This window comes from Ensifer sp. ENS09 (genome assembly GCF_014852425.1).
Taxonomy (GTDB): domain Bacteria; phylum Pseudomonadota; class Alphaproteobacteria; order Rhizobiales; family Rhizobiaceae; genus Ensifer.
In genome coordinates, this window is record NZ_JACVBP010000003.1 from 726,868 (window position 1) to 753,398 (window position 26,531).

The window sequence follows — 26,531 nt, forward strand, 5'->3', positions numbered from 1 at the left end:
TCCGTTGGTCGCCATCGCTGCATGTGGGTTTATTCAGGCGGCAGAGACGATCACAGTTGGCAACGCTGAAGCCACCGCGCGCGTGGTCGAAGGGCTGATCAACGGTGTTGGCTTTCATCGGAGGCGGCGCAATCCTTCGCTATCAGATGCGGTACGATATCGAGTTTCACACCGACGGGTGCAAACCAATCCGCCACGCCTACTTTCCATCCGGCCCCCCTTACATCCGAACCTTGGCGTTCTCGCCCATGTCCGGTTTGGCACTGGTGACGGCTGCCGCCGCCATCTTGATGTAACTGATCACAGTGCCAGGACTATCCCAGTACTCTGCAGAGCGAGGTGTAACTTTGAGAATGCGAATGGACGGATCGTCGGGGCTATCCCACCACGCCTTGGCAGGGGTAGACCAGAGATCGCGGATCTTCTCGCGGTCATTTTGCACTTCGGCCACGCCCGAGATCGACACGTATTTTTGCTTCTTCGTGTCTGCGAACGCCAGGCAGACATTTGGGTGCTGTGCGACCTCGTCATCTTTGTGGCCCTTGATGTCCGTCAAAAAATACAAGGCGTTCTCAACCCGCTCGATGTGGGCCGACATTGGCCGTGCCTTCAGTTCCCCTCCGGATTGAGTAGTCAGCATGCAGAACCCAATCTTTTCGGCAAGGTCCCAGACCTCGCCGTCGTCCTCAATGTAAGTCATGCGCTTTTCTCCTTTCCGAAGAACGCCGCTGCAGAATGAGGTTTCACGAAACCGGCCGCTGGCCGGCGCGGGACTGCAGTGGCCGCCCCGCCGCCAGCCGCGCCACTTAATGGGCGCGGCCGCCGCTTGGCGACTTAGGCCGCCTTGGATCGCTTCAATGTTTTGTTGATCGACGTCACGGCCAGGTTGGTGAGCTTGTTGTTGGTGGCCTTCTCCTGGTCGAGAATCTCGCTCAGAAGCTTGTGAGCCTCATCATGACCGAGATCCTTGGCCCATTCACGAAGCGAGCCATAGCGCGCGATCTCGTAGTGTTCGACAGCTTGGCAAGCGGCCAGCAGTCCGGCGTCGAGAGCTGTTCCTTCGGCCTCTTTCATCAAGCCGTCGGCTTCCTTGATAAGCCCTTCGATGGCGTCGCATTTTTCGCCAGACGCCGTCTTGCCGATCGACTTGAAAACCTGCTCCAGCTTCTTGATCTGGTCTTTGGTTTCCGAGAGGTGTTCTTCGGCTGCTTTTTTCAGTTCGGCGCTGTTGGCAGCCTTAGCAACTTTGGGAAGCGCCTTGGTGATGGCGTTCTCAGCGAAATAGATATCCTGCAGTGTATGCTCGAAAATTTCAGCCAGCGATTTCAATGGTTCTCTCCTTGGCAGATGAATGCAGGAGAGAAAGAGTTTTACGGAGAAATCGTTCCAATTCTCCTGTGGCCCATTCGGACAGCCAGATACTCGATCGACTGAGCCCGTGCGATAGAGCGGCAGCAACGTGGAACTCAGCCCACCTGAGAAGGACGGGCCTGGCGGGCAGGCAGCCGCGGTTCTTCCGCTGTTTCGGCTTTGCCGCAACGGCGCATGGAACCGGGAGAAGTCGCAAGCGTTTTAGCGAAAGCTTGCGGATAGCTTAGTGCGTTCTACTGCGGATCCAAGGAGGTCCGTCATGGCAAAGCATCCAAGATTCCTGTCGTCAAAACGGGCGGGTTCGTATCCAGACCGAGACCTAGATTGTCAGATGGCGATGGAAGATGTTTTCCAGTCGGTGGCCGAGTATGGCGAGGCTGCGGGCTGGACCGAACGCGAGGTCGCCGAAGCGCTGATCGAACTGGCGCATAACCGGTGGTTCATGCTCAATGCCAAGGAGAAAATGTTCGAGGAAGGGGCGGGTGCCATCATTCGAAAGGCCAAGGCTCCCCTTCATTGAGCGCCCCGCTCCCCATCCGACCCCTAAAACGTTGCGTCTGCACCTTTTCCGTCGCGCGCGCGGTGTTGCATTAGCCGCGGTCCGCATCGGCGGCGCGCTTCTTCCTCGTCCTTTGGAGGCCATTTCGCTTGGCGCACTGAACGGCGCCATTAAATTAGCAATACGACAAGGAACAAGGTCCGTGAAGGCGAGTTGAGACTCCGAACAGGAGGTTTCTATGGTTTTCATTCGACCTGAATTCGATTGCCGGGGCGGCGGAGGGGCGGACGTCTCGGGGCTCATCGCCTCGATCAAATTTGCTCTAGCGTGCCAAGCGCCCTTCGACACGGAAAATCTCTGCTTCAGGGTGCTTGGAACATCCGTGGTCATAGAGGGCCAGGTTAGCCACTCAGGTGCGGACGATTTCGTCCGCGGCATTGCCGAAGATATCGCTGGCGCCGGCCGCATTCTCGTGCGCGTTGGATGTCCTCGCAAAAATGGAACGCGTTCAGAGATAGGCGAAAGCATAAGCAAGGAGAACGGTGATGGGCAATCTAGACGGTAACGGCGAGAACATCGCAAATAGGTCGACAGCAGCCGGACGCGAGCCGACCGATTTCCCCGACGATAGCCCGCTCGGCAAAGGCGACTTGCGCGAGCCACGCGACCCGCCGCCGAAATTCGATGATCCTGAGGATGACGACGAATTTGCCGAGACCGAGGAGGCGGACCTGGATGATCCGGACGACGACGATCCGGACGACCTCCCTCCTCCCGAGCAGCAAATGACGCGTTCACCGAGTAAAGCCTCGACACCATGAGTATGGCCTCGTCGCTCACGACGGGGCCTTTCCATTTCGAGGAGGCTCAAGGCTGCATGATTGCAACATCTGAGAAGCATGTCTGGCGCCCTGAGCGGCCCAAACCGTCCTGATTTTCTCGGGTCTCGATTTTCCAGCCTCGCGATCCTGGCCAGCCTCGCAGGTGATTTGACGTCTCGAAGGAGGCCTCCCCTTCGATCGCCGTCACGCTAGATCTGATTGATGAGACTTACATATCGCATCTTCGAGCTCAGTTTTGTCTATCGATCCGAGTCGTAGGAATGGTCACTTAGCCGCTTTGCCGATCGTGTCAGCCATGTGTGCGCCGCGAGAACCGATCGGAAGGGGCGTACCGGTCGTCGAGTCCCTTGCGGTCTGATGCTCAAGTTCCGCATTGATCTCGGCTCCTACGATCAACAGCGCTACGGATAGCCAGAGCCATATCAGGAATCCGACGAGCCCACCGAGCGCACCGTAACTGGCGGCATAGTTAGCAAGATTGTCGAGATACCAAGCATAGCCCAGAGACATTGCGACCCAGGTGGCTGTCGTGAAGACCGATCCCCAGGTCAGCCAGCGGAATTTGGCCGGCTGCCGACTGGGGCCGACCCGGTAAATCACAGCCGAGCCTATAAAAGCCGCAATGACCACAAGCGACCTGCCCGTGAGCAGGATCATGGTTTCGTTTGTCGGATCAAACGACGTAACTCTAAGGACCGTTGGCAACGCGGCGGCAATACCAATCATCAGGACAATCGCCACGATCGCGCAGAGCGTAAATACAATGGCAACGAGGTTGAGCCGGAAATATCCACGCTTCTCGACCTCCTGATAGGCGACGTTCATGGCATCGAAGAGCGCGAGCGCACCGTTTCGCGCACTCCAAAGAGCAATTGTGAGGCCGATGAAGAATGTAAGGCTCAAAGTCGCGTCACGCATGTGCACAAGCGTGAGCAGTTGTGTCGCCAGAATGTCGAATGCACCCGGTGGAAGAACATACGCAAGCGTTCGTAAGTGGTCGGCTATATCGACCGGATCGATGAGCAACCCGTAAAGTGCGACGATCGCTCCCAAAGCGGGGAACAGCGCCAGGAGAACATAAAAGGTCACTCCGGCGGCAACAAACGCCACTCGGTCTTTGAGTATTTCGTGCACCACCCGCCACGCTACGTCGTAGAGCCCCTTTGATGGAATTTCCTCGGGGACGTCAGCGTTTCTGCCGCGATCTTCGTCGATTGCTTCACCCGGGTGATCGAGAGCACGTCTCCGCATAGCATTCTGGGTTTCTTGGTTCACTTGAAGAAGCCAAAGTCCGATCGCAGCGACCACGCAAACGCCGAGGGCTATTTGACGATCAGTACTCGGGGATTTCGAACGCATCGACAAAGGTAACCGTCCTTTTCGGTCGAGCTCGGCGTCTCATCGCGGCCGCAAAAACGCGCTCCAGACATACCCGACGATCCCAGCCGCAACCAGAGCTGGAATAAGGTGAGGCCTAATCCTGGTCTCCGCCATCTGCTTGACCGCATCAGCTTCCAGAATGATCAGCCTTGAAGTGCCGGCAGCGATCGCGGCCAGTTCGGTGCGAAGCTTGTTCATGTCTGACCGCAAGGCCTCCAGTTCGGCCTCTCTCGTGTCATAGGGAGGCTTATAAATGTCATCGGCCTCGGTGGGCTGATCTGTCTCGCCAGCCAGTTCCGGTGGTTGATTGTCTGCTGGTTCGCGTGCCGGATCCGTCATGTCGTTCAGTCCTCCTTGAGATCCCTGTCAACCGCGGAGGACGGCCATTGTTCCGCCGCCGTTTTTCTCGGCTGCCATGAAACCCGATTGATTGTCGTGCGGATGCGGCCCGACGGGAGCGGTCGACGATTCCCATGCGGCCGTCAGGTCCCCGTGATCGTCTTGTCGGCGCAGTTACCTGCTTTGCGATCAAGAGGTGGAACAAACCGATCGCGGTCGCTGGGCTTAGAAAGCTGTCGGCGGTTAAGCGGTCAGGGCTTGGAAACCGGACCTTTCGTCTGGAGATCGCCGAGCAGCTCTATCACAGAGAAAATTGCCCGGAGAGGCCAGCACATCAGCGGTGAATACGGCGTCGATCCCTTCGAGTTCGAGCGGGCTCGCGACATCATGGTCAGCACCGTCGATACGTTGCCGGCGACGATGTCGGCGCGGGAAGTGTGCGCACACTTTGCCGCTGCGGACGATGCTCACCGGACCTATCCGGTGGTTGACGCGGTTGGGGTCCTTGTCGGCATGGTTTCGCGTGCAGATGCGCTTAGGTGGCGGAGAGGTCCGGAAATCGGAACTGACCTGCTGGGAGACAAGGTGTCGGAAAGTTCGATCCCGATCGGGCATCCCGACGACACCGTTGGTCACATCGCGGACATCATGATTTCGACCGATGCAGCGAGGATTCCGATCACCGATCCGGTATCGGGAGCCTTGCTCGGCCTTGTCGCCCGCAAGGACCTGCTTCGCCTCAGGCAGGCCCATAAATCCGCTAAACTGGAACGGCGTCCCTTTCTTCGCAAGGCGTTTCGGGAGATTTGAACGGTGCGGTCGAAGACAAGGATTGGAGTTGCGTCTGCCGATTGAGTTCCGCCACCGTTTTCCGCCTAGGTTTCGATCCGTTCAAAACCAAACAACACGCCTCGCGCCGGCGCCACAAGAATTTCGCAGCACTCAGGCGGCGATGCAGATCGGTGCCAACGCTCGCCTGGCCATCTGGTCGTGGCTGCGGAAAGCGCGTCTTCGATGGCCTTGATCGGCAGATACAAAACGAATAGAAGGCTGCTCCAAACGCGTAAGGAGATATAATATCAAGAAGTTAGTTCATGTCATTATCTTCGTTTCCGTTGCGATGGCGGTGATGATTGGTGGGCGGTGGTACATGTATGTAGCCTTGGGTGATAGTCCTTATGACGAAGTAGGAATCGCGCTGAATGGCTACATGCCTCTCCCCTTGAGAAGCTGGGGCTGCCGGAAAATGCAATCGAGATTCGAAGGGGAGCTCCCACCGTATGGGTGCAGTGCCCCTGACGGACGGAGCTGGCTCTGATCGTAATCATGTTGCAGGCTAGTTTCTCGCGGTTCGGCTCGTTGTACACGCCGCGGCCCTCCGCCAGTCCGCAATGTTTGCGAGATCCGGCAGCAATGTCTAACGCAATCCTGACGCGGCGCGCGGGCTCACCGTCGTCACCGGCAACCATTCAAATCTAGCGATCCCCAGCGGCTCGAACAGATCCTGGGCGGCATCGGCATCCAACGCCATGCCGCTTTATGTTACCGGGTTGCCGCGCAAGCAGCCACGATCGAAGTACGGTAAAGGACGCTCATGCAGGAAAAGGCAAACCGTCGCGCTTCCTGACGGTTCGCTCCTCTCCGTTCCGTTACTTGCATCGCGGGGATACCGGCATCGCCAAAACAATGCCAAAATTTCAGGGCGGCCCTAGCCGCCCTTTCAAGCCCGATCAGCCGAACGTCTTGCCGTTCGAGATTTTGCCTGTTGATGGTACTTTGTTCCCGCTGCGGTTTGGTCCCCAGGCAAGGTCAATTTGGCCGGCCGATTTTAGCGATGGCTTTTGCTCGATGGTCGTGGACGGTACAGCAGCAAGGGCAGAGCCCGCGATCGCGAGCGATGCTGCGGCGGCTATCATGATCTTCATTGGTCGTCTCCTTCGTTCGAAATCACCCGGCTCTAAGCGGGGAGACTTGGCCTAGGACGATCGCCGAGCCGTTGACATACGGCAGCTGTCGTATTTCGACAGCGTGCGAGCTTGCGAAGCCTTCATATGGTTACCTCTTCCGTTCCTCCGCTAGCGCGTTGGCTTTTTCGCGTGCGCGTCAAGCAGCGGGCGCAGCGCGATCGCTCTCGCACGAAACCGGGTCTCGTAGAGTGCTTCCGCACGTTTGCGTGCATCGAGCGCCTTTTTGAGTTGCTGGTGCTGGAGGGACAAGGCCGACCTGGATGAGAGCCATTCGCGACTTCGGTCAGCGCCTTCACCATCTTGGTTCGAAATGAAGTAACCGTCTCTTCGTATGCGACCTCCGAAACATGGACCTGCAGATCTATCTCGCGCATGTTCAAAAACGGCAGAACAGCATTGGTGTCCAGCGTTGCGATCGGATTGGCAACGAGCCTGCACATCACCACCTTGTCAGCGCGGACCGGCTCTCGGCGGAAAAAAAGGGGCCGCATTGCCACGATAATCAGCGCGTCCGTACGGATCCCGCCATACTTGTAACTCCCACCATGTCCTCCACCCGCGATAGCCTCTTCCTGCCACAATCGCTGGAAACGATTTGGAGGAAGGACATGCCGAAGTTCGCAGAAACGGGACCATCGGTGCTCAAGCGGGTCGATAGCCTCGCCGGACGGCTCGGCCTCGTTGCGAGCGCAATCTTGGCCCCGACAGCCTGCTTCACCCGCCGGGTGTTCATATGCTCCGCTGGCCGCTTTCCTGAGCCCTAGGAGCCTTTTTCACCTGCCGCCGTGGCTGAGCATATCCACAGCGCGCGGCACCATTTCGTCCCAACCCGAGGAGACTGACAATGAAACACGCTGCCGTTTCGCATGATGACTGGCAAGCCGCCCGTCGGGACTTGCTGAAGGCGGAAAAGGAGCTCACGCGTCATCGTGATGAGGTCGCTCGAAAGCGGCTGGAGCTCCCATGGAGGCGCATCGAAACGGAATATGTGTTCGATACGCTCGATGGCCCTCGCATGCTGGCTGATCTCTTCGAGGGACGATCTCAGCTTCTGGTGCAACACTTCATGTTCGCGCCGGGATGGAAGCAAGGCTGCCCGAGCTGTTCTTTCATGGCCGATCATACCGATGGTATGAATATGCACCTGGCCCCGCATGACGTAACCATGATCGCCGTTTCTCGGGCCCCACTTGCCGAGATCGAGCGCTTTCGCCAACGCATGGGGTGGCGGTTCCGCTGGGTGTCTTCGAATGGCAGCCCGTTCAACTTCGATTTTCGGGTCAGTTTCACGCCTGAGGAGGTCGCCAGCGGGCATATCGACTACAATTTCGGGCAATGGAGCGAGCTGGGCGAGGAATGGCCGGGCCTCAGCGCCTTTTTCAAGGACGAGGCCGGCAACGTCTTCCACACCTACTCCACTTTCGGTCGCGGCGTAGAGTTAATGATGGGTACCTATGCCCTTCTCGATCTCATGCCGAAAGGCCGTAACGAAGCCGAGGGGATGGAATGGGTGCGTCACCATGATCGATACTCATAACCGCCTCTCGAGACACAGCATAGCTACCGTTTTGTGAGAATATGGTGGGTTGCCGGATCCCTAGCGGGTTCCGGCAATTTGCTTTGACCCGAAACAGCTCCTATTCTTCGGCGCACTCCTGCCGCAGTTCGAACGCTATTCCATCGGCCGAGCTTCGAGGCCTCACTTGCCCGTCATCAGAGGACCAAAAAAGTATGGCCCCGTCGGGGGCGCGACGAGGCCAGAGGCTCTTATCGAGGAGACTTCACTGGGGGACATCTGTGAAGCCTTGCGCCTGACCCGATCGGGGAAACGGGATCAAGACAATGCAGGAACGCGCGCATTGGGAAATCGTTCCGGGCCTTGCAAGAAAAGATGGCGCAAAAGGTGGCTTGAGGGCCAGAAGATTTGATCGGAAGTCAGCAAGAATGGATCCGGTGATCTGGCGCCTGTTGCGGATTGGTTCCGATAGGCGCGGGGTGTCAGAACACTAGTAAAAAAGCGGCTCGTTCAGTTTACCGAGCAACACAAGGACATCTGCCTGCAGATCCAGGCAGGTTTGCTGATAGTTGGCTATCAGCGCTTCGCGACGAGGAAGCTCCCGTTGGAGGTCGGCGAGCGTTGATGAAGCTCGAGCGTATTCCTCGAAAAGACCGTACAGCCGGTGATCTCTGGCGTCGCGCAACTGTTTGCGATGGCGTGGCAAAGACAGAGCCAGCCGTGCTCGACCCAATTGCATCAATCCCATGGTGTACCCTCGGTCCTGCGCGGCGAAAAGAGGCCCCAACTGGAGATGGGGCTAAGGAGTTTGATGCATGCGCGGGCCCGGAGGGATGGAAACACGCTAGGCCCGCGGTACGAACGCCTGACTTTGGAAGAGGTTCCGCCGCCGCTTGTTTTTCGTCTCGTTCACATAAAGCGACTGGGCTGATCTTCGGTTATGGGGCCTTCCCACTCTTCCATTTCGCCATTCCAGCTCCTCTGAAGTGTCACGATCATGTCCACCGTTTTCGGCTGTCCGTCGGCAGAATGCCTCCCCTGTGCTTGCATGAAATTCCTTCGCCGACGTGCCCATGATGGGCCATCCAGGCAGAATGGCTGGGTTCTGCCTTCGAGCGAGCTTGGAACATTCCTCGGGCATCTGCCGTTGAAGTTGGCCGAGCCGGAGGAACTTTATGGCACGCTACAAGAAGAATATTGGCAGCGCCCGTCGACGCGTTGCCGCCGGACAGGCCTACGAACTCAACTACTTCAAGCGCAAGCACGGGCTCACAATGGAGCAGGCCCGCGATATCATCAAGGAAGCGGGCAACTCGCGAGAGAAAGCAAACGCGGTGGCTGAGGAGCGCAAAAAGGTCTAACGCTTAGTTCCGCCAGAATTTGAGGGCTACGACGCTGCGCTTGGTACATTTCCGGGTCCAGTTGGTCGACGTTGCCGGGGCCCGAGCGGCTGTGGCCGCATAGCCTCGGACAATGTTAGCCCCAAATTGAGCACAACCGCTGAAGCTCATTGAGCCGTGGCGGAGCCAGCACACACGGAAGCCTTCTTCATGAAGGCGGACGAAGGCGCCGCACTTGGAAAGTGTGCGTTGCCAGGCCCGCATCGTAGATCTGGGTGTGGATGCTGCGACATCAGCTGTTCCTGTCGACGCAAGTAGCTTCAGGCGCCGATAGAACCGGCTACTTCGACCGCTGCCGTCTCGCGTCGCGCTCTTCATGTGCACTCTGCAGCATAGCGCTTGATCGCCGAGCGGCCTTTTCGCATCGGGCGTGTAGCGCATCGAGCTCGTTGTCAGTCAACTTCTCAATGCCGACGAATTCATTCTCGGCATCTGTGAACAGAATGATCTCATCGAGCTTTGCTTGGAGCGCGGCGCCATCACGATTTTGCGTATTTTGAATGAGAAACACCATCAGAAACGTGACAATGGTCGTGCCCGTATTGATCACCAGCTGCCAAGTCTCTGAAAAACCAAACACGGGGCCTGAAAAAGCCCACGCGAGAACCGTGATGACGCAGACGATAAAGGCGAAAGGGCTGCCTGTCGCATGTGCGGTTGCCGTGGCGAATTTTGCGAAGAATCGATCCATGACCCAACCTCCGTGGCGAGCATTCCTTTCCTGCTTGCCCGGGATGCACATTCAAACAAAACTCTCAGGTGCTTGTTCCCCCGCGTCGTAGCGTTTTGAGCGTACGGTCGCCAACGTCGGGAAAATCAAGGTGATTTGTCTTGCCCTTGCGCTTCATGGTCCCAGCCAATATTGCTGCCCTTGATCATCCAGGCGCCGGTTGTCTCGGCTGCAGCGTACTGCATCCAGATCTTGGAGCCCTGACCAGGCCTCGGATTTCCGCAGTTGGCCGCTCCAGGCACAAGCTGCGAGCCGTCGAATTAAGATTGGTTCAAACGCTCTGGTTTCCGTCGTCGAGGATCGGAAGTGACCCCTCAATCGCTGCGCCAATGAAGGCTTTGCGTGAAAGATCGAGCGCTTCGCCGCGTTCCAATGCGCCATAGCAACGGTTCCGTGCGCGCTCATAGAACCACCCGCCCTGGGGTAGCTCGCTTAAATATTGCAGTGCTTCGTGTGGTCCGTTGATGCAGCGCTCGCCGTGCGTGCCGATCCTGACGGGGTGATCCCAAAAAATGGCTTCCATTTCCGTTGCCTCCGGTTCGGCAGAAAACCTCCGGGGTGACGCATTGTTCCATCCATCGGATTTGTAACCATCACCATGTCGCCTAGCGCCCTCTCATTTCCTTGTCGCAACACCCGTCTGGGCGCTTGTTTGCGCCGACTGCCACGCCGAAAATGCCACCTTTTCGGCGACGCCTTCTCCGATCACCAGCACGCTATCGAAGAAATCAATCCCGCCCTCCGATTGGATCGAGGACGTATCGTGCATAATGGCGATGACCGTTGCATCCGGGCAATTGTCCTTGATCGATTGAAAGAACGCTTGCACTGCCTGCCCATCAAGGGCGCTTGTCGCCTCGTCCAGAAAAAGCAAGCCTGGCTTCAGCAGCAGGATTTTCGCAAGAACGAGCTTTTCACCCCCGGACAGGAGCTTGTCCCACCGCTGACCATCCCGACCTTCATCTTGGAGCTCTCCTTGAAACTCTTCGAGCCCTGCTTCTTTCAATGCGCTTGAGACCGCAGTGTCCTGATGCGCGGCGGCTTCATCGGGGAGACAGACGAGATCTTTGAGGCAAACGCCTTGAAGTTTGACGTCCTGGGCGGCGTGAAGGGTTTGCAAACCGTCGGGCAATGCAATCTTACCCCTCCCGTGCGGCCAAAGACCGTTAATCGCCTTGAGAAGCGAGGTCTTGCCGCTTCCCGATTCGCCCATCACCAACGTCCACTCGCCCGGAGCGAAGTTGAGCGCATTGGCAGTCAAAAAGGGCTCGTCCTCGCCAGTATGCATGAGCTCGACCGCATGGATCGTCAGGCCCTTTGCTCCGTTCTTGGACGTATATTCAAACGCTGCAGGACCACTTTGCGCATAGTAGTCTTGCGGGCGCTGGACCGTTTCTATCGCTTCGGCGAGCTCCGTTATGCGGTGCGCGTCGGCCCGGAGCGTGGCGATGTCGGGCATCGCGTGAATGAACCATGAGCACTCATTGATCAGGGCTGTCGCAAGTTCGGCGCCAGTCACGTAGTCCTGCAGGCTGATTGTCTTGTCGACATAGGGAAGCAGACCGGGCGCGTAGGCGACGATGCGTGAGCCGAGGAAATTATGCACCAGTTCAAAGCCCATATAGCTCGCCGTAATCCGATTGAGGCTCGCCCAGGTCCGGTCGATATCCTGGTACCGGCGCACGTTGAGCGCCTTTTGCGCCGGCTCTCCCTTGATGACCGCAACATGAAAACTGCGGTGCAGCAACTGGTTGAGTTCGCTGCGATAGCTGCCTTCCGCCGATTGAATCCGGATGGACAGCCCCTGCAAAATACCGCCCAGCTTGGCTGCAATGAACGTGTTGAGGGGAACGTAGATCGCGATCGCTAGCAGCGTCAGGCAGGCGCTACCGTAGCTGCCGAGAAAATCGAGCCCTCTCACCGGGCTCGACGTCTCGATCAATTTGCCACCAACGAAGGCGAGCGATAGGACAACACCGGCGATGCCGACGCCGAGGCCGATCGCACCGCCCGTCATACCTTTGATCGCCTCCTGTACCCGCTGATCGATGTTGTCAGGTGCTGATGACGTGTCCGCCTCGCTCCCGCCACCAAACCCGTTCTGCTGCAGGTGGAAGTGTGTGTGATTGGAATCGAGTAGCGCCCGGTTAAAACGCTCGTCCAACCACTGGCGCCATTTACGGTGAAGGTTGGTCGAAAGGAAGTGGCGGACCGCGGTAAACCCTGCGTCCCTCGTGATCGCGATCGCAGCGAGCGTCGCTGCGATCTTTAGAAGTGACAATGGGGTCGTTGGGACGGTGGGGTGATGGAAATTCGCGATCTGATTGACCAGTTCGCCCGATGTCAGCGCAAACCAGACGCTTGCCTGGGCCGACAATCCGGTAAGCAGCAGGATGAGAAATGTCAGGATCCAGGCTTCTTTCCACCGATTAGAGAGCCAGTAGGCGAACAACAGGCCCCAGAAGCTGCGCATGGAGGATACGGGGCTGCTCGGGCGCCGCCGCTTCTCGCCGAAAGGCCGTTTGACCAGTTTTGCTGCCCGTTGCGCCCTACTGCGCACTTCGCTCAAGCTCATCTTTCTGAAGTGGAGCATGGATCCGGCTTGTCAAATACAGATGACGTTGCGGCATCGAACGAGTGCCACCGTTGACACCGTGGGTGAGGGCGAACCTGCCGTCCGTGTCTTGGCCCATCTCCTCACCTCCGATCACGCGGATCCGAGGCACCGTACGGACGGTCCGTACGGAAAGACAAGCTGGCTCCGATGTTTTGGAAGCACCATCGCCAATCGGGCTCTGCCCAGGTCCATTAATCCCTTGCTGCTTCCCCTCTTCGACGGGTGGTCTCTGGAAATGTCGGACGAGGAACCACGCTGTCCAAATGATTTGCCTGTTCCAGGCAGACTACTTGGACAGGCTGGCGACAGGCGTTGGCAGAACGACGGCGACAGTTTGGTTGCTGTCGTTCACGATCGCGCTGCCTATGACGAGGTATCCGCCAATGACCACGAATGCGAAGAGCATGACGCCGATCGGAAGGCCGGTAGAGAAAGTCCGTTGCGGTTTGCCGTAACTATAGCGTTCGTACATTCCAGGATCCTTCTTGCCTCGTGGACAACGGCACCCGAACCAACCGAAGGGACGTTTAAGCCGCTCTGGTGTCGTTGTCCGCCCGGGACGGCATAATGCCAGGGTGTTTACCCCAGGCTAAGGTTGGAGGTAGCGCGGTGAAACCGGATCACCAGCCAACTAGGACCTTTGCGGGAAACCCATCGGACTGAAGCCCTATGGCGGAACTTTCGGGCGCGCTCCATGTTTTCTACAGCTCTTGTCTGAACCGTACCGGAGCAGCACGAGAAAACCTTGGCGAACCACAACTCTAGTGGGCCGCTTCCTATGGCATCGCCTGCGCTTCCAACTATAAATTCTTGAGCTTGAGCGCATCGGCTTACGATGGATCTTGCTCGCGGCCGCTCACGGGCCGAGAGGTCCTCAGGCGAGTTTTCCGAATTTCCGACTTGGAACAATCCTTCCTTTTGTGGGTTCAAAACCCACGCTGGCGCAAATTCGCGTATCAAGGAGGATCGGCATGCTCAAATGGGCAATCATATTTTTCATCGTCTCGGTCGTTGCCGGTTTGCTCGGGTTTTCGGGCATTTCGGCAGCCACGGCCGGTATTGCCAAGGTTTTGTTTTTCGTTGCCCTGGCAATCTTCCTCCTGTTCCTTGTCCTTGCATTCATGGCCGGAAGCATCGCGTTCTAGGAACGTCAGGCTAGCATTTCCGGCTGCGGCCCTCCCGTCATCCGGTGCAATCACGACATCATTAGTCGGAGCCACCATGGTGAGCCGACCGCATCGCCGAGAACCACTTGCAGGCAGGTTGCAGGAACCGTTGCGCGTTGCAGCCGAGATTGAAAGGGGCGCCCGGGTCCGCCTGGCTGTGACGTGGACGGACGACGCCCCGTCCGTCCCGTTGGTTTGAGGCAAAGCCGATCTGTTGCCCACGCCAAGGCCCCCTTGGTCAAATCAGGGAGCTGCGGCGCTCGTGCATGTATCGATCGAGGTCGGTTCGTGTGGGGCCGATGCGAACGAAAATTTCGCGCGCATCCAACGGCGTCAGACCATAGGCAGCAATGAACTCGGCGAGGTCGTAGTGTCCACCATAGACGGCCTCTGAAGGATCTATGATCTTGGCGCGTCTTCTCTTGGTATAGGCCGAAAGCGATACGCCGCTGCTCGACATGGGTTGGTTGTGCTTCATCCTTCTCTCCCTAATCGACGATGTGTCTTCCGTTCGGGTGGATCACCGCTCGTTCTTTTGCGGAAAACCGTCAAAGCGCTCCACAGTGCTTTTTGTTCCCTTCCGGAACCTTCGAAGCCCTGTGGTGTTGGGTGCGCCTCCCAGAAAGGCGAAGGAGGTTGCCATGCCGGAGAAGACCTTGGATATGTTGTTCCATGAAACTCTGAAAGACATCTACTATGCTGAGAGGCAGATCCTGAAAGCGCTTCCGAAGATGGCGCGCGCGGCACAGTCACCCGATACCAAGGCGGCATTCGAAAAGCACCGCGATGAAACCGAAGGCCATGTGGAGCGCCTTCAGCAGGTCTTCGAGATCATCGGCAAGCGTGCGCAGGGCAAAACCTGCGAAGCAATTCAAGGCATTATTGCGGAAGGCGAGGAGGTTATTGAGGAGTTCAAGGGAAGCCCGGCCGTCGATGCCGGTCTCATATCTGCGGCTCAGGCGGTCGAGCACTACGAGATCGCGCGCTATGGTACATTGAAGACCTGGGCCAAGCAGCTTGGGCACGAAAAAGCAGTCGTACTGCTTGATCAGACGCTTCAGGAGGAAGGCGCCACCGACAAGGCGCTTAGCAAGCTGGCTCTTTCCGCCGCAAACATCAAGGCCGCCGCTTAAACGACGCGGAAGGCGGAGGGCGGACACGCCCCCCGCCTCGCTAAACCCTCCACGATGCAGACAATCGACCCCGCTGCTGGTCGGCGCACTCGCTTTTCTGAGTCGGCTGAAAATTTTGGCCTCCTCAGACGCAAGGGGGAGACTTCAGCTAACGAGGCGAGCTCACTCGATCTTTCCCATGAGCGCGGTGCCGAGGCAGCCAAGAGCAAACGATGCGCCGAAGGCATAAATCTGCAGCAGAAGAGCAATTGGTTCGATCGCGCCATCATGGCCGAGCGCGTGCGGGTATCTGAAGGCGATCACCAGCGTGGTGACGGCTCCCAGTGCGAAGCCAGTCGATAAATGCCAAATGATAAACCGCAAAAGCTTGGGCATTTTCCAACCTCCGCTAGGACGGAAGTGAGGGTTGGCGCCGTCACAGCAGCCCGCCTGAAACAACGCGATGATCTGCGGGGCAGAGGTTCGGCGCGGATCGCGCGGTGAACTTGTTTGCTCTTTCAAAAGCCGATCGAAACGCTCACCGGCATCGCGAGTTTTCGTTCCCAACCGGTATCCCCGATGATTGTTCCCGCCCGTCGCTGGAAGCGGCAGCATTGCGTTGATGGCCACAGTGCGCTTCTCAATATGAGCATTCCACTTCGAGAGCTTCCGACGCGAGGCCGAGCACACTCCGTCTACCGCCGTCCGTTCCTAGCTAGCCATTTGAGGAAACGAACGAACTGTATTTCGTCGGCGCGAAGTCCAGATATCGGCTTGGCGTTGTTACGCAGCTGGGGAGTTTTTTGGTGGGCGTCTGCCAAGGCAAGAATTTCCGGATGTACATAACTCTTGCGGCAAACGGCCGGAGTGTTGTGAAGTGCATCGGCAGCCGCCTGGCACATCGCCTTAACGGTTGGACGCCGGCCTTCGACGAGAGCCCGACGGGCAACGGCATATGCAGCAACGCTCCCCGCCCAGGTTCTGAATGTCTTGGCTGAAACCGGCGCTCCGCAGATCTCTGCAAGATACCGATTGAATCGGCCGGATTCGATCGGATCCGGCCTTCCGTCTGGCCCGACGCAAACGAAGAGTTGGCGGCCTGGAAGCTCCGCAATCTCCTCAAGAATCCGCTGCAGTCGAGGGTTTCGCAATCGTCTTCTGATGCGCTGTCCGCCCTTGCCCTTGAAGTTCAGTTCAATGCAGTTGTCAGCAATCTTGAGATGTCGCTTGAGCAACGTGGCGGCGCCATAGCTGCCATTCTCCTGGACGTAAGTTGAGTTACCGATACGAAGCGGAGCTTGGTCAAGCAGTGACGCAAGGGCTGCAAGAACCGTGGCAGGATCGCCGACCGGGCCCTCCATCTGCTTGCGGATTGTTCGCCGCAGCCGGGGTAGCACTTTGGCAAAGGCGGGAAGCTGGCTGTATTTGTCGCGGCTTCGCATGTCCTGCCAGATATCGTGGTATCGATACTGCTTGCGACCGCGCGCATCATAGCCTGTTGCCTGGAGGTGTCCGTTTTGCCTGGTACAAATCCAGACATCTTCGTAGGCGGGCGGTAGTCCAAGCTTCTGGATGCGGGCAAGAATGCTCCTGTCTTTCAGGAGTTCACCGTTTGGCCGCCGGTAAATGAAGCCTTCGGCGGAGCGCGACCGACTATAGCCCGGTTCCTTATCCGAGACATATACAAGCTCGGCTGCCTCGTCGCGCCCTCTCTGTCGCGTGTCCAATCAGATCCGCCCCATCAGAAGCAGAACCAGCAGAACGACGACCACAACGCCCAGCAGTCCGGATGGCCCGTATCCCCAGCCCGACGAATAGGGCCAAGCGGGGAACGCGCCGACGAGCAGCAGGATTAGAATAATCAACAGTACGGTTCCAAGCATCTTGCGATCTCCTCTCGAAGGCCGATCTGGTCGTCTCACAGGTTAGGCTGACCCAGGCGGCGGCGCAAAAACCCAACTCCAGGTAAACGTGGCATGATAAATTTCATCATGATCAAGCCACCTGATGTGGGCGTCAAACGCGTTCTTTGACGATTGGTTCCTTCGGTTTCTGTCGGCATTGACGACAGTCAGCCACCTTCTATCTCGGGCGCGGGTGTGCTGTTTCACCGTTCCCTTCGAGCATCCCGCCGGGCTCTTGGGCCGTCAATAGCTTGGCTTCTCGGCATCGAAGGCGTATCTTCAGACAAGGACACCATAGGCGACGGACACGGCCGAAGAAGTGCTGTTCCGACGAACAGGGTCAAGGCGATGGCATCGGGCAAAAAAGCTGACGATGAAAAACGGGAGTTGCTGGCTGACAGCGCAGCACCTTGCCCAGGCGATGGCGACATGGTGCAATTGGACCATGTGCCGGATCGATTGCTGATACTTGCCAACCGGTTGCAAAGGGCGCTCGACCATCGGGAGATGTCGCGAGCGACGACCGGTACCCTACGTCGGAAGCATTGAGATGGTCACCGAGCGGATCGAGGATGGCAAATGACGCCGGACCTGCAGCGATTGCGGGTGCTCGTGGCCGAGGATGAGTTTTTTGTTGCAAATGACATCGCGCTTTGGCTTGAGCAGGCCGGCGCGACGATTATCGGCCCGACACCCACGGTAAAGGAAACGTTGAATAGTCTCGCGCAGGCGGTCGATGTTCAGGTTGCTGTTCTCGATATCAACCTAAATGGCGAGTTGATTTTCCCCGTTGCCGACGAACTTGCGCGCCGATCGGTCCCGGTGATTTTTTTCAGTGGCTATGACGACATGAACGTCCCCGAACGCTTCCGCGCGGTTGCGCGTGTCAGCAAGTGTTCCGCCTCGTCGGACCTCGTGAGCGCGGTTTTTGAGCAGCATCTTCTTAGCCTGTCGAACCTGGCGCCACTTTACACCGGGGTGACTGATCAATCCGTGAGCGAACTGATACCGGCGCTGCGTTTCAGAGCGCGGCTTCTTATGGTCGGAGCTCCGGCAAAAGCCGCCGATCGTCTTGTGGAGCGGACGCTAGAGCGAGCCATTGCTCTGGCGGGCACAAGGGACAGGTCTCAAAGTCTCGACGCGTGGCTGCACGAACTGATCGCGGCAATTCACACTGAAAACCCATACGGGCCGCACTAGGCATCTCGGGACGCCGGGACGCGAGAGGGCGCCGATCGGTGCGAATGGGCGGCTCACGGACCTCGTCCGGATTCGGTGTTCTCCTTTCATCCGGCATATCTTCAGGTTCGGGTTCTTCTACGGGCGGTGGCGTCTCATGCGGCCTTGGCATCGGCGGTTGCCGCTCGCCTGGATCGTGTGGTTTGGGGGTCATGTCCTTGCTCCTCGTCTACGGGGAGAACAAGGGTAGCTGCGCTTGGTTCCGAAAAGTTTGTCGGATGGATGGATCGCAGTTCCGGAACAATCGATCGCAAAGGAGGTTCGGCGCACAAAAAGATCGCAAGGAGCAGATCAATGAGTGAGGCGAAAACCACCGATGATCACAATGAAATTCAACAATGGGCCGAGAGGAGGAAAGGTCGCCCCGCAAGAGTAAAAGGGGCGCTCGATGGCATCCTGAGGATTGATTTCGGTGAGCCGGAGAACGGACTTGAGCCAATCTCGTGGAAGGAGTTCTTCCTCATTTTTGATCACAATAAGCTGCTCTTCCTTTACCAGGACACGACTGGAGACGGTAAGCTCAGCCGCTTCAATAAGTTCGTCGATCGAAATTGATTGCGAAACGTGGTTATCGCCGGAGGAAAATTGCCACCCCCGGCGGTAGGCCGGTGCGCCTGGCGCTGTCCGTCGGTGCTCTGAGCGACGGGCATTCTAGCGCTATCGCGCCAGGCCTATTGTGGATTGGGGGTGCGCTCTGCGGGGGCCATACCCTGCGGGCTCTCGGTGCTTGGACGCTCTTCGGCATCCGGCTGTTGCTGTTGGGATGACGCCGGTTGTCCGGTCTGCTCACCACCGCGGTGGCCCCATTCGACGAACCCCCAGACAAGCAGCGCCAGAAAGAGGCTTGCGGCAAGCACCAGGAAAACCCGAGCGCCCATTCCGGCTTGGCGGGTTTCACGCGCGGAGAAAGTGGTTCGGTCAGCGCCGTGGGTTGCTGTTTTCGGTTCGCCGCGTTCATCCAACTGTTCAGCCATCACATCTCTCCGCTATAGAGCCGTCGACGCCCAATTCAGGGCTGGCCGATAGGTACCTGTTTCTCACACCACTCCGGCGCATTGCAGGTCGAACCGATAACTCCCCTGAAAGTTCCGAACGGCGTCACCGTCGGAGCCTCGCCGGTCATCTGGACTGTACGGTGCCGGGTCACGCTTGCCATTGGTGCATTGCACGATCAACTGCTGCAACGTCTTGGGCGCGTTCCGAAGCTGCGGTCTTTGCCAGAGCATCGAGACGGAACAAACATGGCATTGGTCGGTTTGTCCTTCTGCACAGGCAGGAGGGTCAAGGACATGGACGACAAGGAAGAACGCATTCGCCAGCGCGCCTATGCGATTTGGGAAAGCGAAGGCCGCCCCGAGGGTGACGATCGACGCCATTGGGAAAAGGCAGAAGGCGAGTTGGCAGATGGCGATCAACGTCCTCCAAGCGAACCAACAGACGAGAGACGAGAAGAGAGTGAGGTGGGAACGGTCGTCGCGCCTTCGACCGCCCCGCGGGGAAAGGCGGGTCAGCCAAGCAATGAACCATGATTTTCGAGGGGCAGTCCCATGCGAATAGCTGACATCATGAGGAAGGACGTCCATGTCGCGAGGCCGGACGACACCGTTTCGACAATTGCGCGGGAAATGGCCAAGAACGATATTGGCTTTCCTCCCGTTGGTAACAACGATCGGCTTGTCGGGATGATAACGGATCGCGACATTGTCGTGTGCTGTGTCGGCGAACGGCGTGACGATCATACCCGTTTGAGCGACATCATGACGGCCGACGTCAATTATTGCTTTGAAGACGAGGACGTGTCGGAATTCGCACACAACATTGGTAACGAGCAGGTCCGCCGCCTGCCGGTCCTCGACCGCAACAAGGGTCTTGTTGGCCTCGTTTCGCTTGCCGACGCAGCGCGCCGGGATCCGTCTCTCGCCGGCATCGGCTTGCAAGACGTCACGAACCCCGGTGGACCACATATCCAGAGGCCCTAATCATGGCCGATATCCGCGAAAAGCGCGCTTTTTGGCGCTCTCCGGTTTCACTGTCTGTCACGGAGCAGCGTGTCTGGGCGAAAGAGGTGGCCCTGCACGCTCATGCAGGCCAACGGGACAAGGCGGGAGAACCTTATATCCGTCATTGCCAGCGGGTTGCAGAGGCGGTCGAAGGCGACAAGGCCAAAACAGTCGCATTTCTTCATGACATCGTCGAAAAGGCTCCGGACTGGACGCTCGAGAGATTGCTGGTTTCCGGGTTTTCCCAAGACGTTGTAGCGGCTGTCGAAAGCTTGACCCATCGCCCAGGAGAAACCAAAGACGCGTTGACGATACGCGCGGCGGCCAATGCGCTTGGTGCCGTCGTCAAGCGAGCCGACCTTCAGGACAATCTCACCCAGGTGGAAAGGCAAGGTGGGGATGTGGCGCAATACAGACGTCGATTGCTTTTGCTCGATGTCGCCGCCAATAGGGATAAACGCCTAAGGCGAGATGAGGGAGCGGGCGATTTGCGTCGAGAAGGCCGGTTCGGCCCCAAGCTGTCGCAAAGTGACGCGCGTGCCATGACCAGGCGCGAAAACGCCGATCGCGTTGCGAAGAAAGGGCTCATCTTTCTTGTTGGCTTGGCTGCGGCTCTCGCAATTACGTTTGCCTTGGCTTGAACGATGATTGTCCGTGTCGCTCAATCCAGCGGAACACCGTTCATGCGGAGGGCAAGTTCGTCGCGGGCGCGGCTCAGTCTGCTCTTGATGGTGCCGACCGCGCAATCACAGATGTCGGCTGCCTCCTTATAGCTCAAACCGTAGCCGGCGACGAGCACCAGAACTTCCCTGTGATCGGGCGCCAGCCTGTCAAGCGCGGTCCGCAACTCGCCGTTCAACACGCACCAATCCTGCGGAGCAGGTATCGCAATGGGGAGATCTGCGCAATTTATGGTGCCGGGTGCTTCGCGTTTGCGCAGCTTGTATTGCGTGCGAAACGCGTTGTGCATGATTGTGAAGAGCCACGATTTGAGGTTGGTCCCCGGTTCGAAGCCGTCGATACCACGCAGCGCGCGAAACAGCGTTTCCTGCAGCAAATCGTCGGCCTCAAATCTCGAACCGCCAAAGGTTCGCGCAAAAGCCCTTAAGGCCGGGATGAGGTCCACCACCTGTATCTCAAGGGGGCGTGTCTTATCGTCAAGGGTCGGAAATGAAGGCATCTGGGCTGCCTTTCAAGGTTGCCGGATTGCTATGTTGGTCAATGCTTGGCCGGCATTTAAGTTCCTGGACAAGGACCCCTCGCAAATAAACCGCCGCCGGAGCTTGTCTTTTGCCCCCTCGTCGTGGCTCGCTTTTTTCCACGGCGTCGCACCCGATCAAACCGGATGACGTGCCTGCCCAACGGCCACTTCAAAACGTCAGCAACGATTTGACCGCAGGTCCAGCCGGAATTTGCGCGAGAGACGCAGCGAAACGCAGGGTACCAGCACCATTAGCCGTGAAATGCCCCGCCGGCCGAGGGAGTGCTGCACGTAAAGCGATCTTCCCTGATCGGTTCGCTTGCGCGTATGCGCAAAGGGACCATCGGGCGCGGCACATTATAGGAAGGGTCTTCCTCCGGTAACGGCAATCGTTGCGCCAGATACATAGCTCGACATCGGATCGGCAAGCATCACGTATGCCGTTGCCAATTCCACGGGCTGCCCGCGACGGCCGATCGGGGTTTCGGCGGGGCTTCGGTCGAAGGGCCTCTTGTCTTAAGGTTTTGCGCCGCATGCCGAGCCTGGTCGCTTTTTTCGCCCGGGCGATCTTCGGAGTGCACCTGTGGTTGTTTGCGTGGAAGACCATGGAAGTGATTCAGGTTTTCGTCGAGCTGCACCCAGTCATGTTTCGATTGTTCGAACACGGAGATGGCAGGTCGTTTGAAGGCCGGGTCGGCGAATGAACCGACGGCAACGCCGACCCAGGACGGCGAAGCCTCGGCCGTCCAATAAACTGTTGAACCACAGGTTGGGCAAAAATGCATTCGCACCTTACGCCCGCTATCGCCGGTGCGCGTGTACTCTGTCGACACCCCTGAGATTTCGACGCAGTCCATTGCGTAGAACGCATTCGCGCTGAACGGGCGCACCCGTTCGTCGCTGGCAAGCAAGGCAGTGACACAGTGCGGTCAATTGAGGCGGTCCTCTCAAGCTCAGTGTCAGAGCGCCACAGGCACATCGCGCAGTTGCCATCGGAAATTCCTCCAGTCTGGCGTGGGAAAATCGTGTTGGGGGAGGCTTGGCGCAACTCAGAACCGCGTTTTATTTCGGTCGGTGCGAATGGCTGAAATCCGGACTACGTCCGGCATGCCGAAACCATAATGTACAGCGCGAACGATCAGCGGTCTAGGAGTTGGCCCGAACTGCTGGCCAGTGGTCGCCTGGGCATAGTGTTGGCTAGCGATGCTGTCTCAAAGAGTTTTGCTGACGATCTGCGCAATCACCGCACCGACCAGGGCAGCCAGGCTGACGGCTGCGCTGTATCGCGCGACCTTCATGCGACGCTCGCGGGTACCGGACCAGTCGTACGCCATCGCCGCCTCCACTATCTCGCACTCGCCTCATCGAACCCTGAAGCCAGCGATAACGCAAGCTTCATCGGGCTGAAGTGTCCGGTGGCTGCCAATGGTGTTGGGCAAATGTCACGCTCGGGTCACGCGACAGGCACCTGATAGGGGAGTAGGCTGACGGGTCATTTCAAACCAGCAAGATGTACCGTGGGCAGGTCAGGTCGCTATCGTGACTGGCTGAAGCGGTCAAATGTATGGAGAGGAATCATGCGTCGCCGCTACATGTTCGATATTTATGCTGCGGGTGTTGTAAGTCGTGACAAGGTCGGCCGGATGTGTTCGTCCGACGGACTGGCTGTCGCCTACGGCCAAAGGATCGTCGACGAGTTGAGCAGGAACGACGATTACCGTGATGCAATCATTGATGTCAGCACGTCTAGCGGCCGGTTGGTCGCGCGATTGATCTCGCATGAGGCACTCTTGCTCGACGATCCACAGCAGCCGGCCCCGCAGCTCCCATTGCACTGACGGCCGGGTCCGGGTCGATACCGACGTTTGGTTTCTCGACCAGCCTCTCGCCGCTCAATGTCTTCATCGCCTTGCAAGGCGCGACGTTGCTGCCGCTGAAAGGGTGTTTGCTCAAGGTACGGCTCGATCGCACCGCCGCCGCTGAAAGAGCTCAGCCGTCCCTTCCCGACTATCACCTCGATTGGAAGCGGTCGCGAATATCACAGCAAGCGGCTGCCGAATTCGGGCCGATCTCCATTGTCGTGATCGATTTTGATCATATTGGATCGAATGCTCGCATCAGTTCCGCCTCTCCCCTTCGCATTCGATTGATATGGTGCCCCCGATCCGCAAGGTTGCGGCCGGAGGAGATCAAATGATCAAAGAACAGCGCCATGCGAGAATACTGTCATTGCTGCGCCAGCAAGGCGTCGTCAGCATGGCCGACTTGCGTCGCGCCATGCCTGATGTGGCTGCGGTGACGCTTCGGCGCGACCTTGTGCAACTCGACGAATTGGGCGCGATCAAACGTCGTCACGGTGGTGCGGTGCTTTCGGACGAGGCGCTGGTTCGCACCAAAGGCGCGCTCCCCGGCGCCGAGGTGAGCGTCCTGGCGTCCGATCTCGACGCACTCGATGCCGTCATCCTGCCGCCCATTTCCGGCCGCGGCAGCGAAGTCCTGCGGCGCGAGATCGTGCGGCGCGCAATTCCCTTCATCGCGGAAAGCGCGGCGCAGCAGGGAGGTGCCTATCTCGGCCCGGACAATTACGCCGCGGGCAGGGAGCTCGGGCGGCTGGCCGCGCGCGAGATGAGCGACAAGCCGGTCTCCCTATTGGTCATTGGCGTGGCGGAACTGCCCAACACGCGTGAGCGCGTCTCAGGCTTCGAGGCCGGGCTGACGGAGGAGGGCATCAAGCCTTTGGCGATCCACCGGGTCAACGGTCAGGGAAGCTACAGGATCGGCTTGCGCGTCGCTCATGATGCATTTGCGGCCGACGAAGCGATCAATCTCGTCTTCGCAGTCAACGACCACGCTGCCATCGCCGGCATCGAGGCGGCAGAGCGGCTGGACCGTCAGGTCGCGGTCTATGCGATGGGTGGCGAAAGCGCCGGGTTCCTGGCAAGGCTCACGAAGGCTGGACCGCTGCGTGCCGTTGGCGCCCTCTTCCCGGAGGTGGTGGGGCGTCTCGGCATCGACATGGCCGTTCTCGGCATTCTCGGCCAGACACCGGTCGATCGGGTCACGCCCCATGCGATCGTGACGCCGGAAACCTATACCGACTACTTCGAAAACGGCCCGGAGGGATGTCGGCTCAAGGACGCCGTGCTTGATCGCCTGAGCAAGGCCGGACCCGGTTTCCAGACGAAGCTGCTGCGATCGCGGCGGATCGGCTTTCTGCCGCACTATCCGGCACATGACTGGTATCGAAGCATGGCCGTCGCAATGCAGGTACGATGCCAGAACTACGGCGCAACGCTCGTTATCTCGCCGCCGCATCACGGGATATCGGCCGAAATTTCGCGGTTGCGTCGCGAGATCGCACAAAGTGCGGCGGCGCTGATGCGGCCCGGCATGGTCGTCGCCCTCAACGAGGGCCAGGCGAATGTCTTCCTCGCAGAGGAACTGCGCGGCATTGCGGCTGCCAGCCCCGAGCGGCTTCAGGGTGTGACCGTTGTCACCAATTCCTTCGATGTGCTGCACGCGCTGGAAGATGTCTCGTCGATCAAGGTGATCCTGACGGCGGGCGAATACCAGAAGGCCGACCGTTGCCTGGTCGGCCCGAGCCTTGGCGCCATCTTTGAGCGGGTTCGCCCGCATCTCGCCTTCATCGCGGCCGACGGCGTGACGCCGGGCTTCGGCCTGTCCTCGCTCGACGAGCGCCGCGCGCTGGCGGCCGGGCGGTTTATCGATGCCGCTCAGGTCAGCATCGTTCTTGCCGACAGCGTCGCTCTCGGTTCCGACGCCAACCATCGCATTGCGGGCGTCGCACAAATCCATTCGGTCCTGACCGACGACGGCGCCTTGCCGGAGGATCGCCAGCGCTTCCGTGCCGTCGGCGTCGAGGTGCTGATTGCCGGCGAAGCACTACCCGAACCGCCCGTAGAGGCGAACGGACACTACCGGAACCAATCCTGAAAAACTATCGCGAGGGAGGAAACCATGACGCGATCGCTACTGAGAACCTTATACCTTGGGACAGCGCTGTTGGGCGCGGGCCCCGTTCTGGCCGAAGAGGTCACGCTGCAGTTCTGGGACAACCAGCAGACCGAAAGCGGGCTTTCCGACGTGCAGAAGGCGGCGGTCGATCGGTTCATGAAGGAAAACCCCGATATCAAGATCGAGGTGACCACCGTTCCTTATCCGGAATACCAGCAGCGGCTTTTGACGGCGGTGCAGGGCGGCAACGCGCCTGATATTGCTACGCTCGACCAGATCTGGGTCGGTGCATTTGCCAAGGCCGGCGCGGTCACGGACCTGACTGAGAAGGCTTCTGCCGGCGGGCTTGCCCGAGACGGCTTCTTCGGCGGCGCTTGGGATTCGGCCGTGCTCGACGGCAAGCTCTACGGGATACCGTTCAATGTCGATGTCTGGCAGTTCAGCTATTACAACAAGGCGTTGCTCGATGCGGCCAAGATCGAGCCGGCAAGCCTCGGCACCTTCGAGGGACTGAAGGCAGCTGCAGAGAAACTGACTGGGGACGGTAAGTTCGGCGTCGGCCTTTTCGGCCACAAGGGCGAAGACACGGTCGTGGTCGGCGACAGCTTCATCTTCTCCAATGGCGGCAAGGTCCTCAATGACGATGGCAGCTGTGCCCTGGCGGAGGCGCCGGCGGTCGAAGCGCTGAGCTACCTTCAGACGCTTTCGAAGTCCGCCCCGCAAGGCATTCTCAACGCCTCATCCGGCGACATGCGCGAGCTCTTCCTCAACGGTTCGCTCGCCATCGAGTTCTGGCCGGCACTCGAACAACCGACCTTGAAGAAGAGCAGCCTGAGCTGGGGCTTTGTCAACGGCACGGCGCCGGAAGGCAAGACGCCGATCGGGACCTTTGGCGGCTGGAACCTTGCCGTGTTCGAAAGCTCCAAAAACAAGGAAGCCGCCTGGAAATTCATCCAGTTCATGGTGCGCGAGGACGTCAACGGCGACGTCGTCGATCTCATTCCGGCCAACAAGAAGGCGGCCGCCGCCTTCCTCGAAAAGAACCGGCAGGAACCGCAGATCATCCTCGCCCATCTCGACAACGCCAAGGCGCGCCCGCTGTCGCCGCGCTACCTCGAACTCGCCGATGCGCAGATCGCGATGTTCCAGGACATCTATGCGGGTGGCGATCCTGCGGCCGCTGCTGCGAAGGCCTGCGACATCATCAACGCTCTCGACTGATCACATGCTTCCGCCGCATCCCGCTTGCGGGATGCGGCTAAGGACAAGGTTA

33 protein-coding genes and 3 pseudogenes are annotated in these 26,531 nt (G+C 58.6%); 17 read left to right on the forward strand and 19 right to left on the reverse strand.

Annotated elements, in window-relative coordinates; genetic code table 11:
- Window position 1: 1 nt before the first annotated feature.
- Window positions 2-137 (forward strand): annotated as a pseudogene (locus IB267_RS33430) (MgtC/SapB family protein); the annotation flags it as partial.
- 83 nt (window positions 138-220) lie between these two features.
- Here the strand turns inward: IB267_RS33430 and IB267_RS18490 are convergent.
- Together IB267_RS18490 and IB267_RS18495 are read right to left on the reverse strand one after the other, a co-directional pair.
- Entirely contained in the window at window positions 221-700 is a 480-nt protein-coding gene (locus tag IB267_RS18490) for a pyridoxamine 5'-phosphate oxidase family protein (protein WP_192448904.1), read from the reverse strand.
- A gap of 134 nt (window positions 701-834) precedes the next feature.
- Entirely contained in the window at window positions 835-1,329 is a 495-nt protein-coding gene (locus IB267_RS18495; RefSeq protein ID WP_192448905.1) for a ferritin-like domain-containing protein, read from the reverse strand.
- A 301-nt stretch (window positions 1,330-1,630) separates the two neighbouring features.
- On the opposite strand from IB267_RS18495, the gene IB267_RS18500 reads away from it, so the two are divergent.
- Window positions 1,631-1,891, forward strand: a complete 261-nt coding sequence (locus IB267_RS18500; protein WP_192448906.1) for a hypothetical protein — start codon at window positions 1,631-1,633, stop codon at window positions 1,889-1,891.
- A gap of 524 nt (window positions 1,892-2,415) precedes the next feature.
- The gene (locus IB267_RS18505) at window positions 2,416-2,691 is read left to right on the forward strand and encodes a hypothetical protein (RefSeq protein ID WP_192448907.1); all 276 of its coding nucleotides are present in this window, start codon (window positions 2,416-2,418) and stop codon (window positions 2,689-2,691) included.
- Window positions 2,692-2,976: 285 nt separating this feature from the next.
- Here IB267_RS18505 and IB267_RS18510 read toward each other — a convergent pair whose 3' ends face one another.
- Window positions 2,977-4,071, reverse strand: a complete 1,095-nt coding sequence (locus IB267_RS18510) for a YihY/virulence factor BrkB family protein (RefSeq protein ID WP_192448908.1) — start codon at window positions 4,069-4,071, stop codon at window positions 2,977-2,979.
- Between the two features lie 39 nt (window positions 4,072-4,110).
- Window positions 4,111-4,431: a hypothetical protein gene (locus IB267_RS18515; protein ID WP_192448909.1), complete on the reverse strand. Its 321-nt coding sequence runs from the start codon at window positions 4,429-4,431 to the stop codon at window positions 4,111-4,113.
- Between the two features lie 258 nt (window positions 4,432-4,689).
- Between IB267_RS18515 and IB267_RS18520 the strand changes: the two genes are divergently transcribed.
- Entirely contained in the window at window positions 4,690-5,241 is a 552-nt protein-coding gene (locus IB267_RS18520; RefSeq protein ID WP_371742564.1) for a CBS domain-containing protein, read from the forward strand.
- 920 nt (window positions 5,242-6,161) lie between these two features.
- Here the strand turns inward: IB267_RS18520 and IB267_RS18525 are convergent.
- Window positions 6,162-6,356: a hypothetical protein gene (locus IB267_RS18525; RefSeq protein WP_192448910.1), complete on the reverse strand. Its 195-nt coding sequence runs from the start codon at window positions 6,354-6,356 to the stop codon at window positions 6,162-6,164.
- 389 nt (window positions 6,357-6,745) lie between these two features.
- Here IB267_RS18525 and IB267_RS18530 point away from each other — a divergent pair, with 389 nt between their 5' ends.
- Together IB267_RS18530 and IB267_RS18535 are read left to right on the forward strand one after the other, a co-directional pair.
- Entirely contained in the window at window positions 6,746-7,162 is a 417-nt protein-coding gene (locus tag IB267_RS18530; RefSeq protein WP_192448911.1) for a hypothetical protein, read from the forward strand.
- Window positions 7,163-7,242: 80 nt separating this feature from the next.
- Window positions 7,243-7,935 carry a thioredoxin family protein gene (locus IB267_RS18535; RefSeq protein WP_192448912.1) on the forward strand — a complete coding sequence of 231 codons (693 nt, stop codon included), beginning with the start codon at window positions 7,243-7,245 and terminating at the stop codon, window positions 7,933-7,935.
- 469 nt (window positions 7,936-8,404) lie between these two features.
- On the opposite strand, the gene IB267_RS18540 is transcribed toward IB267_RS18535, so the two are convergent.
- Window positions 8,405-8,662, reverse strand: coding sequence for a hypothetical protein (locus IB267_RS18540; protein ID WP_192448913.1), 258 nt, complete (start codon window positions 8,660-8,662; stop codon window positions 8,405-8,407).
- 427 nt (window positions 8,663-9,089) lie between these two features.
- Here IB267_RS18540 and IB267_RS18545 point away from each other — a divergent pair, with 427 nt between their 5' ends.
- A complete protein-coding gene (locus IB267_RS18545) occupies window positions 9,090-9,275 on the forward strand; it encodes a DUF3606 domain-containing protein (protein ID WP_192448914.1) in 186 nt (61 codons plus the stop codon).
- Between the two features lie 319 nt (window positions 9,276-9,594).
- Here the strand turns inward: IB267_RS18545 and IB267_RS18550 are convergent, their stop codons facing one another.
- The 4 genes from IB267_RS18550 to IB267_RS18565 all read right to left on the reverse strand — a co-directional run bounded on the left by IB267_RS18550 (window position 9,595) and on the right by IB267_RS18565 (window position 13,133).
- Window positions 9,595-10,005 (reverse strand): low affinity iron permease family protein, encoded by a 411-nt coding sequence (locus IB267_RS18550; protein ID WP_192448915.1) that lies wholly within the window; start codon window positions 10,003-10,005, stop codon window positions 9,595-9,597.
- A 310-nt stretch (window positions 10,006-10,315) separates the two neighbouring features.
- Window positions 10,316-10,567: a DUF982 domain-containing protein gene (locus IB267_RS18555; protein ID WP_192448916.1), complete on the reverse strand. Its 252-nt coding sequence runs from the start codon at window positions 10,565-10,567 to the stop codon at window positions 10,316-10,318.
- Between the two features lie 93 nt (window positions 10,568-10,660).
- Window positions 10,661-12,604: an ABC transporter ATP-binding protein/permease gene (locus tag IB267_RS18560; protein WP_371742593.1), complete on the reverse strand. Its 1,944-nt coding sequence runs from the start codon at window positions 12,602-12,604 to the stop codon at window positions 10,661-10,663.
- 343 nt (window positions 12,605-12,947) lie between these two features.
- Window positions 12,948-13,133 carry a hypothetical protein gene (locus IB267_RS18565; RefSeq protein WP_192448918.1) on the reverse strand — a complete coding sequence of 62 codons (186 nt, stop codon included), beginning with the start codon at window positions 13,131-13,133 and terminating at the stop codon, window positions 12,948-12,950.
- Between the two features lie 499 nt (window positions 13,134-13,632).
- On the opposite strand from IB267_RS18565, the gene IB267_RS18570 reads away from it, so the two are divergent.
- Window positions 13,633-13,806, forward strand: a complete 174-nt coding sequence (locus tag IB267_RS18570) for a DUF1328 domain-containing protein (protein WP_192449280.1) — start codon at window positions 13,633-13,635, stop codon at window positions 13,804-13,806.
- 259 nt (window positions 13,807-14,065) lie between these two features.
- Here IB267_RS18570 and IB267_RS18575 read toward each other — a convergent pair whose 3' ends face one another.
- Window positions 14,066-14,305, reverse strand: a complete 240-nt coding sequence (locus IB267_RS18575; protein ID WP_192448919.1) for a hypothetical protein — start codon at window positions 14,303-14,305, stop codon at window positions 14,066-14,068.
- 163 nt (window positions 14,306-14,468) lie between these two features.
- Here IB267_RS18575 and IB267_RS18580 point away from each other — a divergent pair, with 163 nt between their 5' ends.
- Window positions 14,469-14,960 carry a ferritin-like domain-containing protein gene (locus IB267_RS18580; RefSeq protein WP_192448920.1) on the forward strand — a complete coding sequence of 164 codons (492 nt, stop codon included), beginning with the start codon at window positions 14,469-14,471 and terminating at the stop codon, window positions 14,958-14,960.
- Between the two features lie 162 nt (window positions 14,961-15,122).
- Here IB267_RS18580 and IB267_RS18585 read toward each other — a convergent pair whose 3' ends face one another.
- The 3 genes from IB267_RS18585 to IB267_RS18595 form a co-directional block, all read right to left on the reverse strand.
- Window positions 15,123-15,569 (reverse strand): hypothetical protein, encoded by a 447-nt coding sequence (locus tag IB267_RS18585; protein WP_192448921.1) that lies wholly within the window; start codon window positions 15,567-15,569, stop codon window positions 15,123-15,125.
- A 65-nt stretch (window positions 15,570-15,634) separates the two neighbouring features.
- Window positions 15,635-16,666 carry a DNA topoisomerase IB gene (locus IB267_RS18590; RefSeq protein WP_192448922.1) on the reverse strand — a complete coding sequence of 344 codons (1,032 nt, stop codon included), beginning with the start codon at window positions 16,664-16,666 and terminating at the stop codon, window positions 15,635-15,637.
- A complete protein-coding gene (locus IB267_RS18595; RefSeq protein ID WP_192448923.1) occupies window positions 16,667-16,822 on the reverse strand; it encodes a DUF3309 family protein in 156 nt (51 codons plus the stop codon).
- A gap of 600 nt (window positions 16,823-17,422) precedes the next feature.
- Between IB267_RS18595 and IB267_RS18600 the strand changes: the two genes are divergently transcribed.
- A complete protein-coding gene (locus IB267_RS18600) occupies window positions 17,423-18,043 on the forward strand; it encodes a response regulator (RefSeq protein WP_192448924.1) in 621 nt (206 codons plus the stop codon).
- Between the two features lie 333 nt (window positions 18,044-18,376).
- Entirely contained in the window at window positions 18,377-18,637 is a 261-nt protein-coding gene (locus IB267_RS18605) for a hypothetical protein (protein WP_192448925.1), read from the forward strand.
- 116 nt (window positions 18,638-18,753) lie between these two features.
- On the opposite strand, the gene IB267_RS18610 is transcribed toward IB267_RS18605, so the two are convergent.
- The gene (locus tag IB267_RS18610; protein ID WP_192448926.1) at window positions 18,754-19,056 is read right to left on the reverse strand and encodes a hypothetical protein; all 303 of its coding nucleotides are present in this window, start codon (window positions 19,054-19,056) and stop codon (window positions 18,754-18,756) included.
- 315 nt (window positions 19,057-19,371) lie between these two features.
- On the opposite strand from IB267_RS18610, the gene IB267_RS33980 reads away from it, so the two are divergent.
- The 3 genes from IB267_RS33980 to IB267_RS33440 are packed head-to-tail and all read left to right on the forward strand — an operon-like array spanning window position 19,372 to window position 20,723.
- On the forward strand, window positions 19,372-19,611 hold the full coding sequence (locus IB267_RS33980) for a DUF2934 domain-containing protein (protein WP_371742565.1): 240 nt from the start codon (window positions 19,372-19,374) through the stop codon (window positions 19,609-19,611).
- Window positions 19,612-19,629: 18 nt separating this feature from the next.
- Window positions 19,630-20,061, forward strand: coding sequence for a CBS domain-containing protein (locus IB267_RS18620; protein WP_192448928.1), 432 nt, complete (start codon window positions 19,630-19,632; stop codon window positions 20,059-20,061).
- A gap of 2 nt (window positions 20,062-20,063) precedes the next feature.
- A complete protein-coding gene (locus IB267_RS33440) occupies window positions 20,064-20,723 on the forward strand; it encodes an HD domain-containing protein (RefSeq protein WP_246810700.1) in 660 nt (219 codons plus the stop codon).
- A gap of 20 nt (window positions 20,724-20,743) precedes the next feature.
- Here IB267_RS33440 and IB267_RS18630 read toward each other — a convergent pair whose 3' ends face one another.
- The 4 genes and pseudogenes from IB267_RS18630 to IB267_RS33745 all read right to left on the reverse strand — a co-directional run bounded on the left by IB267_RS18630 (window position 20,744) and on the right by IB267_RS33745 (window position 22,617).
- On the reverse strand, window positions 20,744-21,262 hold the full coding sequence (locus IB267_RS18630) for a sigma-70 family RNA polymerase sigma factor (protein WP_192448929.1): 519 nt from the start codon (window positions 21,260-21,262) through the stop codon (window positions 20,744-20,746).
- Window positions 21,263-21,640: 378 nt separating this feature from the next.
- Window positions 21,641-21,757: pseudogene (locus tag IB267_RS18635) on the reverse strand (NAD(P)-dependent oxidoreductase); the annotation flags it as partial.
- A 122-nt stretch (window positions 21,758-21,879) separates the two neighbouring features.
- Window positions 21,880-22,276 (reverse strand): annotated as a pseudogene (locus IB267_RS18640) (GFA family protein); the annotation flags it as partial.
- A 218-nt stretch (window positions 22,277-22,494) separates the two neighbouring features.
- Entirely contained in the window at window positions 22,495-22,617 is a 123-nt protein-coding gene (locus tag IB267_RS33745; protein WP_256436950.1) for a hypothetical protein, read from the reverse strand.
- A 243-nt stretch (window positions 22,618-22,860) separates the two neighbouring features.
- On the opposite strand from IB267_RS33745, the gene IB267_RS18645 reads away from it, so the two are divergent.
- From IB267_RS18645 to IB267_RS18655, 3 genes are all read left to right on the forward strand, one after another.
- Complete coding sequence (locus tag IB267_RS18645) at window positions 22,861-23,121, forward strand: hypothetical protein (protein WP_192448930.1); 261 nt, start codon at window positions 22,861-22,863, stop codon at window positions 23,119-23,121.
- A 355-nt stretch (window positions 23,122-23,476) separates the two neighbouring features.
- Window positions 23,477-25,237, forward strand: a complete 1,761-nt coding sequence (locus tag IB267_RS18650; RefSeq protein WP_192448931.1) for a substrate-binding domain-containing protein — start codon at window positions 23,477-23,479, stop codon at window positions 25,235-25,237.
- Window positions 25,238-25,306: 69 nt separating this feature from the next.
- Entirely contained in the window at window positions 25,307-26,479 is a 1,173-nt protein-coding gene (locus tag IB267_RS18655; RefSeq protein ID WP_246810701.1) for an ABC transporter substrate-binding protein, read from the forward strand.
- The last annotated feature ends 52 nt before the right edge of the window (window positions 26,480-26,531 follow it).